The sequence below is a fragment of the Herbidospora galbida genome (assembly GCF_005233835.1).
GTDB classification, from domain to species: Bacteria; Actinomycetota; Actinomycetes; order Streptosporangiales; family Streptosporangiaceae; genus Herbidospora; species Herbidospora galbida.
In genome coordinates, this window is the sequence record NZ_SZQA01000025.1 from 52,665 (window position 1) to 70,262 (window position 17,598).

Genomic DNA, 17,598 nt, shown 5'->3' on the forward strand with positions numbered 1-17,598 from the left:
CCTCCTCCCAAGAGCCGTTCGCGCCCGAACCGACGGATCATGTCTCCGTCCCGTTGATGGAGGCAATTGTCGCCCTTTGCCGTGATTGGACGGCTGAAAGACCCGGAGTCGCATATTTCACGGGTAGACGGGCGCTTATTTGAGAAAGTCGCCGAGATCGTCCCCGGAAACCCGCCGTCGCGAGCTCTAGAGGGATGAGCATGATCTCAGCCGGGACCCCCTCAACCGATCACGCTCCGGTCAGCGAAACCTCTCAGCCTGCCTCGACGTGCGCGAACCCGTCCCGGCTCACCGTGCATGAAGATCTCCTCCCTCGATTCAGAATGACGTTCACCCGCCCATGGAAAATGAATTCGCAGACCAGTTGGAGCATGTGATGAACATGCATTTCCGCGCAGTCGGGAGGTACCTCGCCGCAAAGGGATATGACTCGGCGGTCGTCGACGACGCACGCCAGCACGCTTTCATCCAGTCGTGGGGGAAGATGAAGGCCGGCGACTGGCACACCATCGAAAATCCGGGGGCGTGGCTCAGGAAGGTGGCACTGCGCCAGGCGTCCCGGTCGCACTCACCGACCCGTCGTCGCGAGCTCCCCCTGACGCCGCACGAGAACGCGCTCGCGACCGACGATCCCGGCGAAGCGGTGATCGCCGCTCTCATCACCGAGGAGGCGATGCGATCGCTCGACCCGATGAGCAGGATCGTGGCCACCATGGACAGGGACGGATTCACCTCGCACGAGATCGCGGAACGTCTCAGCATCTCGGAGCAGAAGGTACGCGACCTGAGGAAGAGGTATCTCAAACAGCTCAGACGCTTCTTCCTCAAGCAGTCGGCCGGGGAGGTGGGCGGATGAGCGGCCAGGAGAACGACGACGGATTCGACGACGGCGAAACCGGCGATCTGGAAGCCCTGTTCGCCGGGCAGCCCGGCTACGCGTCGGTCTATCTCGGCATCATGGAGGCCGAGGAACAGGGCCTCATCGGGCCTCCGCTGTCCCATCGCCAGGCGGCGGCCCAGGACTTACGCACCCGATGGCTGCACCACCTGATCGAGCTCCGCAGCATGAGGACCCCCGTTCCCGACAGGGTGGCCGAATCGGTCATGGGTTTCGCGCAGCGGCTCCTACGCGCCCTCAAGCCCGACCTTTTCCATCTCCGCGCCTCGTCCGAGACCTTCGACGTCGGAAGCCATCTGGCCCACTCCCTCGCCAGCAATCTGTCGCTCAATTTCGTCTCGGATCTCGACCTCGCGTACGAGCTGGGCTGCCGGGACCCCGAGACGATGGACTCCGTGCGGGCGAAGCAACTGGTCGCCGCACTCAGCCGGGCCAGATACGTCACGCTCGACCGAGCCGGGGCGACCCGGCGCAGGGGTCTGACATGGCCCATGGACGAGCCGCCTCCGGCGCACCGCGTCCTGGAGGCGGTACGGATGCTGGAGACCGGTGGCGGTCCGTGCTTCCGGGGATCACCGGACGCCCAGGAGCTGGCGGCGACGTGGAGGAGGACCCCCGGCCACTCCCCCGGATTCGGCGACGCCTCGGAACCGGACGCCGAGGACGACCACGACCGCGAGCGAGCGGTCAGCCTCGGGGAGGACATGACCCGCGCCCTCGCGCTCGCCCGGGAGGTCGCGATCGCACTGGAGATCGTCGAGGACTGCCACCACAAGGACGCGCACATCGGCCTCCCCCTGTGGCTCCGGAGGCGGCACCTGGACGCCCGCGATCTCGACCTGTCGCAGACCGTCGTCGACGACCCCGAGCATCTCGAAGGCCTCATCTGGTCACCCGGAACCCGTCTTCCCCCGGCCGTGGCCGACGACCTCGAAACCGATTCGATTCACGTCGTGGACGAGACGAGGGTCCGCCACTACCACTCGGACAAGAACCCGGACTGCTCCGCGTCGCAGTGGAGCATGCTCGGAGCTCCGAGGGTCGACAACATGGTGCTCCTGTTCGCTCTCGCCCCCAGAGCCGCCGGCTAGCCGGCGCCCGAGACGCGGTGGGGCCCGCATCCGGCGAGCCCTCCGCGTGCCGGGACCTCATGGGCGGTCAGGGGCGGTTCGCCCGGACCGTGTCGGCGAAGGACACGATGGCGCGCAGTTCCTCCGTGCTCCACGGCAGGCGGGCGCTGATCTCCTCGCTGTTCTCGTCCCACATCCGCCGGGTGGCGGTCTCGGTGCCGGTGCCCGCCGCATGGAAACCGGCGCCCAGGGCGTCCCATTTCGCGACCACGTCGCGGGCCTCGGGCGAGTCGGGGGCGACGTCGTTCCGTACACAGGCGAGCAGCGCTTCGACCAGGGTCCGGAATTCCCCCTTGGCCGATTCGACGGCCTCGGGGCCGAGGGCCTCGCGGCGGGCGGTGAGGGAGTCCTGCTGTTCGGGGGTGAAGTAGGCGTCGAGCATGGCCGTCATCTCCAGGGCTTTCAGGTAGTCGTCGGGGTCGTCGTGGTCGAGCAGGCGGGTCAGCTGGGCCCTCAGGGCGTCGAGTTCCGCGGCGCGCTGCGACAGCAGGGCCAGTTGCGCGTGCAGGAGCGTCTCCATGGCCCCGGGGGCTTCCAGAGACGTGGCGATTTCCTCCAAGGACATGCCAAATGTCCGCAATGACCGGATGCGATAGAGTCGCCGCAGATCTTCCGGGCCGTAACGGCGGTGGCCGTTGGGGGTTCGCCCCGTCGGGCGCAGGAGACCGATTTCGTCGTAGTGGCGCAGCGCGCGTACGGTCGTTCTGGTCGCCTGCGCGAGCTGGCCGATCGTCCACATGCGGCAACCGTACGACCTGCCGTAACGTCCGATTCAAGGGGAGATTCCCATGTTGGTGGCACGACTCCATGGGGCGGCGGATCTGCGGATCCACGAAGAGGCCGATCCGGTGCCCCAGGCCGGGGAGACCGTCGTCAAGGTGACCTCGGTCGGGGTGTGCGGGTCGGATCTGCACTGGTTCGGCGAGGGCGGCATCGGCGACGCCCAGCTGACGCAGCCGCTCGTCGTCGGGCACGAGTTCGCGGGGGTGACCCTCGACGGGCGGCGGGTGGCGGTCGATCCCGCCGTGCCCTGCGAGGAGTGCCCCTCATGCCTGCGCGGCTACCGGAACCTGTGCCCTTACGTGCGGTTCGCCGGGCACGGGCAGACCGACGGCGGGCTGCGCGAATATCTGGCCTGGCCGGACGCCTACCTCCACCCGCTGCCCGACTCGGTGTCCGATCTCGAGGGGGCGCTGCTGGAGCCGCTGGGGGTGGCCATCCACGCGTACGACCTGGGGCATCTCCCCCTCGGCGGGACCGCCGGCGTCGTCGGGTGCGGGCCCATCGGGCTGATGCTGATCCAGTTGCTGCAGATCGCAGGGGCCTCGATGGTCGCGGCGGTGGAGCCGCTGCCCCACCGGGCCGCCAAGGCGCGGGAGCTGGGGGCCGACACCGACCCCCACGGCGACCTCGACGTCGTGTTCGAGGTGGCGGGCACCGACCAGGCCGTCGACACGGCCTTCGAGATGGCGCGGCCGGGCGGGCGGGTCGTGCTGGCGGGCATTCCAGACGAGGACCGCACCGTCTTCCGGGCCTCGACCGCGCGGCGCAAGGGGCTGACGATCGCGATGGCGCGGCGGATGAACGACGTCTACCCGCGGGCGATCAACCTGGTGGCCCAGGGCCGCGTCGACCTGGTCTCGCTGGTGTCGGGGCGGTTCGCGCTCCAGGACGCGGCCAAGGCGTTCGGCGAGGCGCAGTCACGGCAGGGTCTCAAAATCGTTATCGAGCCCTAAATCGCGATTTGGGCCACACCCAAATGCGGCTGCCGATAGATCGTTTTGGCCTTGAACTAACCTCCGAATCCATGGCCCGTTCCACCCGAAACCGATCGCCCACGTCAGTTTCGATTGTCAACCCACAAAAGTCGGCCCGAACCGCACGCCTCGTGCCGGTGGGCACTCGAAAGCACCCCTAATTAGGTTATTTACCTGCGGACTTTTGCCTTGCGGCCGTCAAAAGTCCCGCTTAACATCCGGCAATATGGAGGACATAAACCAGAAACGAGCTGAGTCAGCGCAGGTCATCCTGCGTATGACTGGCATCGGCAAGAGTTTTCTGGGGATCCGCGTCCTACGCGGGATAGACCTGTCGGCGACGGCCGGAGAGGTGCACGCCGTCGTCGGGGAGAACGGCGCCGGCAAATCCACCTTGATGAAGATCCTCGCCGGGGTGCACCAGCCCGACGAGGGCACCGTCGAGATCGGCGGTGAGACGCGGTCGTTCGCGCATCCCGTCGAGGCGCAGCGCGCCGGGGTCGCGATCATCTACCAGGAGTTCAACCTGCTGCCCGAGCGCAGCGTGGCCGACAACGTCTTCCTCGGCCGCGAGCCCACCCGGCGCGGGCTGGTCGACCGGGCCGCGATGGACGAGGCGACCTCCCGGCTGCTCGACGAACTCGACGAGCACTCGTTCGGCCCGCGCGCCCTGGTCAAGGACCTGTCGGTGGCGCAGCAGCAGGTCGTCGAGATCGTCAAGGCCCTCAGCGTGGACGCCCGCATCGTCGTCATGGACGAACCCACCGCCGCCCTCGCCGAACACGAGGTCGAGCTGCTCTACCGGCTCATCCGCCGCCTGCAGGGACGCGGGATCGCGGTCCTCTACATCTCCCACCGGCTCCGCGAGGTGTTCGACCTGGCCGACCGGGTGACGGTTCTCAAGGACGGCGCGCACGTGGCGACCGTACCCGCCAAGGACGTCACCACCGGCGAGCTGGTGAAGATGATGGTCGGGCGGGAGCTCGACGCCTACTTCCCGGCCAAGGCCGAGGAGTCGGCCATCGGGGAGGTGCGGCTGACCGTACGCGGCGGCGGGAACGGCAAGCTCGACGGCATCGACCTCGAACTCCGCGCCGGAGAGATCGTCGGCGTCGCGGGTCTCCAGGGGTCGGGGCGGTCGTCCCTGGTCAAGGCCATCTTCGGGGCCGAGCCGTTCACCCGCGGCGAGATGACGCCGGCCCGGCCCGCCAGCGTCCGCGCCGGCGTCGCCGCCGGGATCGGGCTGGTCACCGAAGACCGCAAGGCCGAGGGCCTGGCCCTCAACCAGTCGGTCCGCGACAACGCCCTCCTGGTGGCCCGCGCGATCGGCCACCGCTCGCGCACCACCGTCTCCGACCTGCTGCGGCGCGTGCAGCTCGCGCCGCCCCGCCAGGAGACCGAGGTCAAGTACCTGTCCGGGGGCAACCAGCAGAAGGTCGTGCTGGCCAAGTGGCTGACCGTCTCCCCCAAGGTGCTGCTGTTCGACGAGCCCACGCGCGGCGTCGACGTGGGGGCCAAGGCCGCCATCCACGACCTCATGCGGGAGCTGGCCAATGCGGGGACCGCGATCTTGATGATCTCCTCGGAGTTACCCGAGCTCATCGGCATGAGCGATCGCATCGTCGTGCTCCGCGACGGCCGCGTGGCCGGGCAGCTGCCCGCCGGGTCGTCCGAGGAGGCCGTCATGGCGCTGGCCGCGGCCGACGGGGTCGCCGCGTGATCGCCCTGGTCGCCAACCCCACCCGGGCGGTGTACGCCGCCCTCATCGCCACCCTCGCCATCGGCTGGGCCCTGGTCGCCTTCGACGGCGGCACCTTCACCCTCAACGACCTCGTCGGCATCCAGCAGCGGTCGGCCGCCCTGGGCATCGTCGCGGTCGGCCAGACGCTGGCCATCCTGGCCGGGTCGCTGGACCTGTCGGTGGCCTACCTGATCAGTCTGGTCTCGCTCATCGCGGCCGAGACGATGGCCGGGCAGACGTCCAACATCCTGACCGCCGTCGTCGTCGCGCTCGGCGTGAGCGCGCTGGTCGGACTGGTCAACGGCGTCGTCATCACCAAGCTGAAGGTGCACGCCTTCATCGCCACCCTCGGGGTCGCCCTCGTGATCCGGGGCGTGCTCGACCACCTCTACGACGGGCCCGCCGGGCGGGTGCCGGTCGACTTCCAGCAACTCGGGTACGCCCGCATCGGCCCGATCCCGGTCGCGGCGATCCTGTGGGCGGCGGTCGCGGTCGGGGTCTGGTTCCTGCTGCGGCGCACCCGGTTCGGGCACCGCGTCTACGCCGTCGGCGGCGACGTCGAGGTGGCGCGGCTGTCGGGGGTGCGGACCGACCGGGTGGTGATCGCGGCGCATGTATTGTGCTCGCTCTGCGCGGGCGTGGCCGGGCTGCTGCTGGCCAGCCGTCTCGGCGCCGGGGCCCCCACGGTCGGCACCGACGGCGGCTACGACCTGGAGTCGATCGCCGCGGTGGTGCTCGGCGGCACCGCGCTGGCCGGCGGCCGGGGCGGGGTGGCCGGGACCGTCGGCGGGGTGTTGCTGCTGGCGGTGCTCGACAGCGTCTTCAACCAGCTCGAAGTGAACTCCTTCTTCAAGGACGTCGTGCGCGGCGTCGTCATCGTCGTCGCGGTCGCCGTCTACGCCCGCCGGACCGGCAGGAGGGCGTCGTGAAACGGGCCATCCCGATCTTCGTCGTGCTGGCCGGGCTGCTGGTGGCCATCGCGGTCGCCAACCCGTTCTTCCTCGAACCGGCCGGATTCCTGGCGTTCCTCAAGCGGGTCGCGCCGCTGGCCATCCTGGCCGCCGGGCAGTACTTCGTGATCGTCTCCGGGGAGTTCGACCTGTCGGTCGGGTCGCTGGTCACCGTCGAGGTGGTGGTCGCGGCGCGGCTGATCGACGGCGACGAGGCGATGACCTGGCCCGTGCTGATCCTGCTCGTCGTGATCGGGCTGCTGGTCGGCCTGGTCAACGGGCTGGTCACCACCAAGCTGCGGGTGCCGTCCTTCATCACCACGCTGGGCGCGATGCTCATCCTGTCGGGCGCGGTCTTCCTGTGGACGGGCGGCGCCCCGCGCGGCGCGCTGTCGCAGGGGTTCCGGGTGTTCGGCCGCGAGGGCGTCTGGGCCGTGGCGATCCTGGTCGTCGTCGTGATCGCCGCCGTGCTGCTGATGCGGGCCGACTTCGGGCGGACCCTCGTCGCCGCCGGCGACAACGAGAAGGCCGCGCGGCTGAGCGGGGTCCGGGTCGACCGGGTGCGGGTCTTCGCGTTCGTGCTCTCGGGCCTGTCGGCCGCGGTCGCCGGGATCCTGCTCGGCGGGTTCGCCGGGGTGTCGGCGCAGGTCGGCCAGAGTCTTGAGTTCCAGGCGATCACCGCCGTCGTGCTCGGCGGGGTCGTGCTCGGCGGTGGACGCGGTCACGTCGTCGCCGCCATCGCGGGGGCGTTCACCCTCGAAGCCCTCTTCACCCTGCTCAACCTGCACGGCATCTCCGGCGCGCTGGAATACGCCGTGCAGGGAGTGATCATCATTGCCGCCGTGGCGGTCGGGGGCCTCCGGCTCCCGTCCCTGCGGTTATCACCTTCGAAAGTGTAAGGAGTGACGTCCATGCGTCGTTTATTGGTGGCGGTCGCCGCCTTGGCCCTGGCCGCCGCGGGATGCGCCAGTGACCTGCCGCCGACCGGGGCGAGCGCCCAGCCGAGCGCCGCGCCGGCGACGTCGGCGGCCGCTTCCGCGCCGGCCTCGGCCGGGACCGGCGCGCAGTCGGACTTCTTCGTCCAGGCAGACTACGACGCCCAGCTCGCGATGCGGTCGCAGACGGCCGAGGGGCCGGCCGACAAGCCGTGGGAGCAGGCGATCGCGCCGCAGATGGTGGACACGGCCAAGTACAAGAAGGACGGCCCCTACCACCTGTGCTTCTCCAACGCCGCGGTCAACAACCCGTGGCGGCAGGTCGGCTGGACGACCATGCAGGAGGAGGTGGCCCTGCACAAGGAGATCAAGGAGTTCACCGCTCTCGACGCCGAGGGCAAGGACGACAAGCAGATCTCCGACATCGCCGAGCTCCAGGCCAAGGGCTGCGACGCGCTGATCATCTCCCCGAACACGACCGCGACGCTGACCCCGGCCGTCTCGGGCGCCTGCCCCGAGGTCCCGGTCATCGTCTTCGACCGCGGCGTCGAGACCGACTGCCCGGTCACCTTCATCAAGCCCATCGGCGGCTACGCCTTCGGCGCCGACGGCGCCGAGTTCCTGATCGAGAAGGTGCCGGCCGGCGGCAAGATCCTGGCTCTGCGCATCCTCCCGGGCGTCGACGTGCTGGAGACCCGCTGGTCGGCCGCCAAGGTCGCCTTCGACAAGTCCCAGCTCCAGGTGGTCGGCGTGGAGTTCACCGACGGCGACGCCGCCAAGACCAAGAGCATCGTGTCCGACTACATCGCCCGGCACGGCAAGATCGACGGCGTCTGGATGGACGCGGGCGCGACCGCCGTGGCCGCCATCGAGGCGTTCGAGGACGCCGGGGTGCCCGTTCCGGCCTTCGTCGGCGAGGACCAGCAGGACTTCCTGCAGAAGTGGAAGGACGGCAACCTGACCGCCGTCGCGCCCACCTACCCCACCTACCAGTGGCGGACCCCGATCATCGCGGCGCTGAAGATCCTCAAGGGCGAGGAGGTGCCGAAGATGTGGAACCTGCCGCAGCCGAAGATCACCCAGGAGTCCCTCGGCACCTACCTGCAGCCCAACATGCCGCTGCTGCACTACGCGCTGTGCGGCTGCGAGTCCATGCCCGGCTTCCCCGGGAAGTGGGGCGGGAAGTAGATGCTCCCCATCGGCGTCAACACCTGGGTCTGGGTGTCGCCGCTGACCGACGGCGACCTGGCGGCGCTCGCGCCCCGGGTCGCCGGCTGGGGGTTCGACGTGCTCGAACTCCCCGTCGAGAACCCCGGTGACTGGGATGCCGGCCGGGCCGCCGACGTGCTGGCCGAGCACGGCCTGCGGGCGTCGGTGGCGCTGGTGATGCCGCCGGGCCGCGAGCTCGTGGCCGCCTCGGCCGACGTCGTCCGCGAGACCCAGGACTACCTGCGGCACGTCGTCGACGTCGCCGTCCGGGTGGGCGCTCCGGCGATCGGCGGCCCCGCCTACTCCTCCGTCGGCCGGACCTGGCTGCTGTCCGCCGAGGAGCGCCGGGCCGCGTACGCGGAACTGCGCGAGAACCTCGCGCCCGTCGTCGACTACGCCGCCGAACGCGGCGTGCGGGTCGGGGTCGAGGCGCTGAACCGGTACGAGACCAGCCTGGTCAACACGGTCGAGCAGGCCCTTGAGGCCATCCCGGAGCACTGCGGGATCATGCTCGACTCGTACCACATGAACATCGAGGAGAAGAGTCCCGCCGAGGCCGTCCGCCTCGCCGGTGAGAGGGTCGCGCACATCCAGGTGTGCGGGACGGACAGGGGGGCGCCCGGAGACGACCACTTCGACTGGAAATCCTTCATCGACGCGGTGACCGACATCGGATATTCAGGACCGCTCGTGATCGAGTCCTTCACCGCGGAGAACCGCACGATAGCCACGGCCGCCTCCATCTGGCGGCCACTCGCCCGGAGCCAGGACGCCCTGGCAACCGACGGGCTCGCGTTCCTCCGGGCTCTCTGACACATCCCGCACCCTCCCAGGGAGCGCCATGCGTAGGTACCTCATCGCCCTCTTGACCCCGCTTCTCCTGTTGTTAGCGCTACCAGCCCCCGCCGCGGCGGCGCCCGTCTTCCGGGCGCTGCTGTTCACCGAGACGGCGGGCTACGTGCACGACTCGATCTCCGCGGGCGTCACGATGGTCAACAACATGGCGGCCGCGAACAACTTCGAGGTCGTCCAGAGCAACAACTCCAGTTCGTTCACCACCTCCAACCTGGCCACCTTCGACGTGATCATCATGCTGCAGAACTCCGGCATGGTCTGGGACAACGACTCCCAGCGCCAGGCCCTGCAGAGCTACGTCGAGGGCGGCGGCGGCATCGTCGCCATCCACAACGCCACCGACATGGGGATCGAGTCGACGTTCCCCTACTGGGACAACCTGATCCAGGCCGGCGCGCACATGCCCGCCCACTCCAACATCGTCCAGGGCACCGCCAAGGTGGCCGACGACGTTCACCCCTCCACGTCCGGGTTGCCTGACCGCTGGACGCGGACCGAGGAGTGGTACAACTTCGACCGCAGCATCCGGGGCGACGCGCACATCCTGGTGACGGCCGACGAGACGACCTACTCCCCCGGCGGCAACGCCATGGGACACGACCACCCGATCTCGTGGTGCCGTGAGGTCGGGGCGGCCAAGGTCTGGGCGACGGCCATGGGCCACACCGCCTCGACCTACAGCGAACCGCTGTTCCAGCAGCACGTGCTGGGCGGCATCCGCTGGGCCGGCGGCGAACTGCCCGGCGGCTGCGGCGGCACCGTCTGGAACCGGTTCCAGAAGGTGACCCTCGACTCGGCGCCCAACCAGCCGATGCAGCTCGACATCGCGCCCGACAAGACGGTGTTCTACGTCAGCCGGGCCGGTCAGCTGAAGACGATCAACCCGTCCAACGGCCAGATCGCGACCGCGCACACCCTCAGCGTCTACACCGGCGGCGAGGACGGCCTGGTCGGCCTGGCCCTCGACCCGAACTTCGCCTCGAACCGCTATCTGTATCTCTACTATTCGCCGACCGGCAGCCAGTCGATCGTGCGGGTGTCGCGGTTCACGTACACCGCCTCGGCCGCGCCCAGCGCCCTGAGCGACGAGCGCGTCCTGCTCACCATCCCGGCCGAGCGCATCGACGAGCCGGGCCACACGGGCGGTTACCTGACGTTCGGCCCGAACGGCAACCTGTACATCGGCGTCGGCGACGACGTGAACCCGAACGCCTCGTCCGGCTACGCGCCGATCGACGAGCGCTCGGGCCGCGCCCACTTCGACGCGCAGCGTACGGCGGCCAACACCAACGACCTGCGCGGCAAGATCCTGCGCATCCACCCGGAGGCCAACGGGACGTACACGATCCCGAGCGGCAACATGTTCCCGCAGGGAACCGCGCAGACCCGGCCGGAGATCTACGCCATGGGCTTCCGGAACCCGTTCCGGTTCGCGGTGAACAAGGAGAACGGCTGGATCTCGATGGCCGACTACGGCCCCGACGCGGGTTCGCCCAACTCCAGCCGGGGCCCGGCGGGCACGGTCGAGTACAACCTGATCAAGTCGCCCGGCTTCTACGGCTGGCCCTACTGCACCGGCAACAACACCCCGTACAACGACTTCAACTTCGCGACCAACACGTCGGGGTCGCTGTTCAACTGCTCCTCCCCGACCAACACCTCGCCCAACAACACGGGTCTCCAGACGCTGCCGGCCGCGCGGGCGGCGAACGTCTGGTACACCTACAGCGGCGCGGTCCAGTGGCCCGAAATGGGCAACAGCGGCGGCGCGGCCCCGATGGGCGGCCCGTTCTACCACTTCGACCCGAACAACACCTCCGAGACCAAGTTCCCGCAGTACTTCGACGACACCCCGTTCTTCTACGAGTGGAGCCGGAACTTCGTCGCCGAGATGCGGCTCGACAACTCCGGCAACCTGCTGAAGATCAACCGGTTCCTGTCGTCGATGCAGTTCCGGTCGCCGATGGACATGAAGTTCGGCCCCGACGGGTCGCTCTACATGATCGACTGGGGCAGCGGTTTCGGCGGCGCCAACACCGACGACGGCGTCTACCGCATCGACTACATCAACGGCTCCCGGGCCCCGCTCGCCAGGGCGTCGGGCACGCCGACCTCCGGCCAGGCCCCGCTGACGGTGCAGTTCTCGTCGTCGGGCTCGGCCGACCCCGACGGTGACGCCATCACCTACGCGTGGGACTTCACCGACAACGGCTCGGTCGACTCGACGTCGGCCAACCCGAGCTTCACCTACACCTCCAACGGCAACTACACCGCGCGCCTGACCGTCCGGGACGCAGGCGGCAAGACCGGCACCGCCACCGTGCCGGTCGTCGTGGGCAACACGGCGCCGACCCTGCAGTTCTCCGCTCCGCCGAACGGAGGCGCGTTCAACTTCGGGGACACGATCTCGTACACGATCACCGGCAGTGACCCCGAGGACGGGTCGATCGACTGTTCGCGCGTGCAGGTCATCGTCGCCCTCGGACACGACACGCACAGCCACGACGTCGAGCAGCGCACCGGCTGTTCGGCGACCATCACGACCGGCCAGTCGGGCCACGAGCCGACCCAGAACGTGTTCTACGTGCTCTCGGCGACGTACACCGACAGCGGCGGCCTCACCAAGGGCGCCGAGCTGATCCTCCAGCCCAAGCAGAAGCAGGCCGAGCACTTCACGAACTCCTCCGGAGTCCGGGTCGTGGCGGTGTCGGGCGCGGAGAACGGCAACCGGGTCGGCGACATCTCCAACAACGACTGGATCGCGTTCGCGCCCATGGCGACGCAGGGCATCACCGGGATCTCCTACCGGGTCTCCTCGATCTCCTCGGGCGGCTCGATCGAACTGCGGGCGGGCTCGGCGACCGGCACCCTGCTCGCGACCACGTCGGTGCCCTCCACCGGCGGCTGGGACACCTACCAGTCGCTGTCGGCGAGCACCGTGACAGGGGTGAGCGGCAGCCAGACGTTCTACCTGGTGTTCAAGCACTCGACGGCCAACCAGTTCGACCTCGACTCCTTCACCCTCCAGGGTCAGGGCGTCGGCGGCGGTTCGTCGACCACCGGACCGGTCGCGAACGGCGTCTACCAGATCGTCAACGTCGGCTCCGGCAAGGCGGTGGACATCGAAAGCCAGTCGACGGCCGACGGTGCCAGGGCCGTCCAGTGGACGGTCGGCAGCGGGACGAACCAGCGGTTCCGGTTCGTGGACGCGGGCAGCGGCGCGTTCCGGCTCCAGGCGATGCACTCCAGCAAGTGCCTGGACGTGTCGGGCGCCTCGACCTCCGCGGGCGGGCTCCTGGTCCAGTGGACCTGCCACACGAACGCGAACCAGTCGTACCGGTTCACGGCGCAGGGGTCGAACTGGCGGATCCAGGCGGGGCACAGCAACCTGTGCCTCGAATTGCCTGACTCGGCCAACCTGACCCAGCTCCGCCAGAACACCTGTTCCTCGTCCAGCACCCAGCAGTGGTCGCTGACCCGGATCAGCTAGCGTGACCGGCCGGCCCCCGGAGATCGTCCGGGGGCCGGTTCCGGCCCTCAGAAGTCGAAGTCGTCGATGTTCTTCGCGTCGAACACGGTCGGCTTGCCCAGCAGGACCTCGCCGCCCGCCCCCACGGTGTACTCGCCGAGCTTCCCGGCCTTGAACCTCTCCCCCTCCGCCCCGGTGATCTGGCCGGAGGCCAGGGCCGCGGCGGCCCAGCCGGCGAGGTAGCCGAGGTCGCCCGGGTTCCAGAGTTCGAAGCCCTCGATGGTGCCGTCCTTGACGAAGGCGCGGAGCTGGTTGGGGGTGCCGAGGCCGGTCAGCTTGACCTTGCCCTTGAAGTCGGAGTCCGACAGGTAGCGGGCGGCGGCGGCGATGCCGACGGTGGTCGGGGAGATGATGCCGGCCAGGTCGGGGTAGCTGCGGAGCAGGCCCTGGGTCTCGGTGAAGGACTTCTGGTCGTCGTCGTTGCCGTAGGCGACCTTCACCAGTTCCATGTCCTCGTATTCGGGCTTGGTCAGCTCGTCCTTCATGAACTCGATCCAGGTGTTCTGGTTGGTCGCGTTCGGGGTGGCCGACAGGACGGCGATCCTGCCCTGGTGGCCGATCTGCTCGGCGAGGAGCTGGACCTGGGTGCGGCCGAGGTCTTCGGCGCTCGCCTGGTTGACGAAGACGTGCCGGCCGTCCTTGGCGGTGTCGGAGTCGTACGAGACGACCTTGATGCCCGCCGCCATGGCCTGCTTGAGCGCCGGGACGACCGCGTTGGGGTCGTTGGCGGAGATGACGATGGCGTCCTGCTTCTGCTGGATCAGCGTGTTGATGTAGGAGACCTGCGACGAGGCGCTCGCCTCCGACGGGCCGACCTCCTTGCCCTCGCCCCCGAACTCCTTGGTGGCGGCGACGCCGTCGCGGTCGGCGATCGTGAAGTAGGGGTTGTTGACCTGTTTGGGCAGGAAGGCGATCTTCAGGCCCGGTTTGATGGGGGCGTTCGGGTCGGCGGCGGCGGGGGCCGAGGAGGCCGCCGGTGCGGCGCTCTGCTGGGCGGCGACGTCGGACCTGGTCGTGCCGCCGCAGGCCGTGGCCAGCAGCGCGAGCCCCGCCAGGAGGGCGATCGGACGCTTCATTGGACCGGTTTCCTTTCCAGACGGACTTTCAGGTTCGGTGCGAGCACCGAGGCGACGAGCAGCAGGCCCGTCACGAAGTTGAGGACCTCGTTGGCGACGTCGGCGAGGATGAGCGCGTTGCGGACGACGGCCAGCAGCAGCACGGCGGCCACGACGCCCGGGAGGGTGCCGCGTCCGCCGAAGATCGACACCCCGCCCAGCAGGACGGCGGCCACGACGGCCAGTTCCAGTCCGACGCCGTTGTCGGCGCGGGCGCTGGCGTACCGGAAGGTGAACACGAGCGAGGCGAGGCCGGCCATCGCGCCCGAGGCGACGAAGAGCCAGAACTTGATGCGCTTGACCCTGATCCCGGCGAAGTAGGCGGCCTCCTCGTTGGCGCCCAGCGCGGTGATCGCCCGGCCGAGGCCGGTCGCGTGCAGCAGGATCCCGGCGGCGACGGCGAGCGCCGCGACCAGCAGGGTCATGAGCGGGATCGGGCCGACGGACTGGGTGGCCAGGCTCGTGTACGCGGGCGGCAGGTCGGCCACCGCCTGGTCGCCGAGGATGACGTAGGCCAGGCCCCGGTAGAGGGCGAAGGTGCCGATGGTGACGGCCAGCGACGGCAGCCCGAGCCGGGTGACGAGGAGCCCGTTGAGCGCGCCCGCGAGCGCGCCGACTACGAGGCAGATCGGCATGATCGTCTCGATGGGGAGGCCGGCGGTCCACAGCCGGCCGAGCACCGCGCAGCAGAGCCCCAGTGTGGACGCGACCGACAGGTCGATCTCGGCGGCGACGATGACGAGGGTCATGGTCAGCGCCATGAGGGCGATCTCGGTGACGTCCAGGAGCAGGAAACCGACGTTGGAGCCGTTGGCGAACCCGTCGACCCCCAGCGAGGCGGCGACGGTGACCGCGGCGAGCAGGGCGACGACGAGGGTCTCCCAGCGGTCAACGCGCATCGCGGTACCTCCGCTTCCTCAGAGCCCGGGCCATCCGTAACGCGAGCAGGCGGTCGAGCATGATGGCGGCGAGGATCAGCGCGCCGTTGACGGCGGTCTGGGCCAGGGCGTCCACGCGCAGGACGGCCAGGGCGCTGGTGATGCCCGAGAGCAGCAGCGCGCCGAGCGCGGCGCCGTAGACGGTCCCCGAGCCGCCGAAGATGGCGACCCCGCCGACGACCACGGCGGCGATGACGTCGAGCTCCTTGCCGGTGGCGACCGTGGCGTCGACGGTGCCGAACCTGGCCGCCCAGATGACGCCGGCCAGCCCGGCCAGCGCGCCGCTGACCACGAACGCCGACACGACGCGCCGCTTCACCGCGATGCCGGCCAGCACGGCGGCGTCGGGGCTGGAGCCGATGGCGTAGAGCTCGCGGCCCTGCGGCAGGTTGCGCAGCACCCAGCCGACGGCGAGCACGACGGTGAGCGCGACCAGCGCCGGGAGTGGGACGCCGAGCACGTCTGCGGAGCCCAAACGCAGGAAGCCCTCCGGCATGTCGGCGGCGTTGACCTGGCGTCCGCCGGCCCAGGCGTAGTCGACGCCGCGGAAGGCGTAGAGCGTGCCGAGGGTGGCGACCAGCGCCGGGACCTTGGCCACCCCGACGAGCAGGCCGTTGACCGCGCCGCACGCCGCGCCGAGCAGGACGCATCCGGCGACGACGACCGGGATCGGGACGCCCGGGTGGTCGGCCAGGATCAGCGCGCCCCCGAACGCGCTGATCCCGACGACCGAGCTGACCGACAGGTCGACGTTCCGGGTGACGACGACGAGCGTCTGGCCGACGGCGAGCGTGGCGATGATGGCCGAGTTGAGCAGGATGTCGCGGATGCTGGCCGGGGACAGGAACGCCGGGTTGACCACCCCGGTGACGCCGAACAGCGCGGCCAGCGCGACGACGATCCCGAGCTCCCTGACCCGCCCGACGCGGTCGACCAGCCCGGTCACGCGGGCCTCCCCGTCGCGGCGGCCACGATCCGCTCCTCCGTCGCCTCCGCCCGGGGGACGTCGGCGACCAGCCGTCCCTCGTGCATGACGAGCACCCGGTCGGCCATGCCGAGCACCTCGGGCAGCTCGGAGGAGATCATCAGGACCGCGAGGCCCTCGGCCGCCAGTTCCGACAGCAGGCGGTGGACCTCGGCCTTGGTGCCGACGTCGATCCCCCGCGTGGGTTCGTCGACGATCAGCACGCGAGGCCGGCGGGCCAGCCACTTGGCCAGCACGACCTTCTGCTGGTTGCCGCCCGACAGCACCGTCACGGCGTCGGTCAGATTGGCGTACTTCACCTGGAGGCGGATCGCCCAGTCGGTCGCGCGGGCCCGCTCGGCGGCGCGGGAGAGCAGGCCCCACTTCAAGCCCGTCAGGCCGATGTTGCGCTCGATCGACAGGTCCATGACGAGGCCCTGCTGCCGCCGGTCCTCCGGGACCAGCGCCAGCCCCGCGGCCATGGCCGCGGTCGGGCTGCCGGGGCGTAACGGGCGTCCGCCGACGTGGACGGAGCCGGCGTCCCGGCGGTCGACGCCGAACACGGCGCGGGCGACCTCGCTCCGGCCAGCGCCGACCAGCCCGGCCAGCGCCACGATCTCGCCCGAGCGGACCTCGAAGGAGACGTCGGTGAAGACGCCCTCCCGGGTCAGGCGGTCGACCTTCAGGGCCACCTCGCCGGGCGCCGTGTCCTGTTTGGGGAACAGGGCCGCCAGGTCGCGGCCGACCATGCGGCGGACCAGGTCGTCGGGGGTGAGGTCGGCGAGCACGTCGGTGGCGACGAGGGCGCCGTCCCGCAGGGTCGTCACCCGCCGGCACAGCGCGAACATCTCGTCGAGGCGGTGCGAGACGAACAGGACCGCGCACCCCTGGTCGCGCAGCGACCGGGCCACCCCGAACAGGCGCTCCACCTCAGGTCCTGAGAGGGCGGCGGTCGGTTCGTCCATGACGAGGACGCGGGCGTCACGGGACAGCGCCTTGGCGATCTCCACGAGCTGCTGGTCGGCGATCGACAGGCCGCGCGCGGGCCGGTCGGGGTCGAGCGGCACGCCCAGCCGGGCGAACAGGTCGAGGGCGCGGGCCCGCATCGCCCGGCGGTCGACGCGCCCGAGCGAGCGCCGGGGCTGGCGGCCCATGAAGATGTTCTCGGTGACCGAGAGGTCGGGGAAGAGGGTCGGTTCCTGGTAGATGACCGCCACTCCGGCCGCCTGCGCGTCGGCGGGGCCGTGGAACTCGACCGGCTCACCGTCGAGGAGCAGGGTGCCCTCGTCCGGGCGGTGGACGCCGGACAGGATCTTGACGAGGGTCGACTTGCCCGCCCCGTTCTCCCCGGCCAGGGCGTGCGCCTCGCCGGGGGTCAGGTCGAGTGACACCCCGCGCAGGGCGCGGACGGCGCCGAAGGACTTGCTCACCTCCCGCAGCGCGAGCATGCGACCTCCCGGGCCAGAAAAACGTTTCAAATTTGTCCGGACAGTAGATGAGCGTTACTGCCTCGTCAATAGCGGGTTTCCAAGCCATTTCGTGTAATGGAGCACCTCACGTTGCCTCTTGGCGCTTAT

The 17,598-nt window shown here is 69.9% G+C and carries 14 protein-coding genes; 9 read left to right on the top strand and 5 right to left on the bottom strand.

Annotation, left to right across the window (positions count from 1 at the left end; genetic code table 11):
- Positions 1-376 precede the first annotated feature (376 nt).
- Together FDA94_RS24310 and FDA94_RS24315 are read left to right on the top strand one after the other, a co-directional pair.
- Complete coding sequence (locus tag FDA94_RS24310; RefSeq protein WP_137249386.1) at positions 377-856, top strand: RNA polymerase sigma factor; 480 nt, start codon at positions 377-379, stop codon at positions 854-856.
- Positions 853-1,989: a hypothetical protein gene (locus tag FDA94_RS24315; RefSeq protein WP_137249387.1), complete on the top strand. Its 1,137-nt coding sequence runs from the start codon at positions 853-855 to the stop codon at positions 1,987-1,989. Before FDA94_RS24310 ends, FDA94_RS24315 begins: the two co-directional genes overlap by 4 nt.
- 67 nt (positions 1,990-2,056) lie before the next feature.
- Here FDA94_RS24315 and FDA94_RS24320 read toward each other — a convergent pair whose 3' ends face one another.
- On the bottom strand, positions 2,057-2,767 hold the full coding sequence (locus FDA94_RS24320; RefSeq protein ID WP_137249388.1) for a MerR family transcriptional regulator: 711 nt from the start codon (positions 2,765-2,767) through the stop codon (positions 2,057-2,059).
- Between the two features lie 49 nt (positions 2,768-2,816).
- Here FDA94_RS24320 and FDA94_RS24325 point away from each other — a divergent pair, with 49 nt between their 5' ends.
- The 7 genes from FDA94_RS24325 to FDA94_RS24355 all read left to right on the top strand — a co-directional run bounded on the left by FDA94_RS24325 (position 2,817) and on the right by FDA94_RS24355 (position 12,965).
- Positions 2,817-3,764, top strand: a complete 948-nt coding sequence (locus FDA94_RS24325; protein WP_137249389.1) for a zinc-dependent alcohol dehydrogenase — start codon at positions 2,817-2,819, stop codon at positions 3,762-3,764.
- Positions 3,765-4,062: 298 nt separating this feature from the next.
- Entirely contained in the window at positions 4,063-5,505 is a 1,443-nt protein-coding gene (locus FDA94_RS24330; protein WP_137249390.1) for a sugar ABC transporter ATP-binding protein, read from the top strand.
- Positions 5,502-6,455, top strand: coding sequence for an ABC transporter permease (locus FDA94_RS24335; RefSeq protein ID WP_137249391.1), 954 nt, complete (start codon positions 5,502-5,504; stop codon positions 6,453-6,455). The genes FDA94_RS24330 and FDA94_RS24335 overlap by 4 nt, the downstream gene beginning before the upstream one ends.
- The gene (locus tag FDA94_RS24340; protein WP_137249392.1) at positions 6,452-7,375 is read left to right on the top strand and encodes an ABC transporter permease; all 924 of its coding nucleotides are present in this window, start codon (positions 6,452-6,454) and stop codon (positions 7,373-7,375) included. Before FDA94_RS24335 ends, FDA94_RS24340 begins: the two co-directional genes overlap by 4 nt.
- Positions 7,376-7,378: 3 nt before the next feature.
- Complete coding sequence (locus tag FDA94_RS24345) at positions 7,379-8,599, top strand: substrate-binding domain-containing protein (protein ID WP_425460173.1); 1,221 nt, start codon at positions 7,379-7,381, stop codon at positions 8,597-8,599.
- Entirely contained in the window at positions 8,600-9,433 is an 834-nt protein-coding gene (locus FDA94_RS24350) for a sugar phosphate isomerase/epimerase family protein (RefSeq protein WP_137249394.1), read from the top strand.
- A gap of 28 nt (positions 9,434-9,461) precedes the next feature.
- The gene (locus FDA94_RS24355; protein ID WP_137249395.1) at positions 9,462-12,965 is read left to right on the top strand and encodes a ThuA domain-containing protein; all 3,504 of its coding nucleotides are present in this window, start codon (positions 9,462-9,464) and stop codon (positions 12,963-12,965) included.
- 47 nt (positions 12,966-13,012) lie between these two features.
- On the opposite strand, the gene rhaS is transcribed toward FDA94_RS24355, so the two are convergent.
- From rhaS to FDA94_RS24375, 4 genes are read right to left on the bottom strand one after another with little or no spacing between them, the layout of a single operon-like run.
- Complete coding sequence (gene rhaS, locus FDA94_RS24360; RefSeq protein ID WP_137249396.1) at positions 13,013-14,080, bottom strand: rhamnose ABC transporter substrate-binding protein; 1,068 nt, start codon at positions 14,078-14,080, stop codon at positions 13,013-13,015.
- The gene (locus FDA94_RS24365) at positions 14,077-15,018 is read right to left on the bottom strand and encodes an ABC transporter permease (RefSeq protein ID WP_137249397.1); all 942 of its coding nucleotides are present in this window, start codon (positions 15,016-15,018) and stop codon (positions 14,077-14,079) included. Before FDA94_RS24365 ends, rhaS begins: the two co-directional genes overlap by 4 nt.
- Positions 15,008-16,003, bottom strand: a complete 996-nt coding sequence (locus tag FDA94_RS24370) for an ABC transporter permease (RefSeq protein ID WP_137249398.1) — start codon at positions 16,001-16,003, stop codon at positions 15,008-15,010. Before FDA94_RS24370 ends, FDA94_RS24365 begins: the two co-directional genes overlap by 11 nt.
- Complete coding sequence (locus FDA94_RS24375; protein WP_137249399.1) at positions 16,000-17,469, bottom strand: sugar ABC transporter ATP-binding protein; 1,470 nt, start codon at positions 17,467-17,469, stop codon at positions 16,000-16,002. Before FDA94_RS24375 ends, FDA94_RS24370 begins: the two co-directional genes overlap by 4 nt.
- Positions 17,470-17,598: the final 129 nt, after the last annotated feature.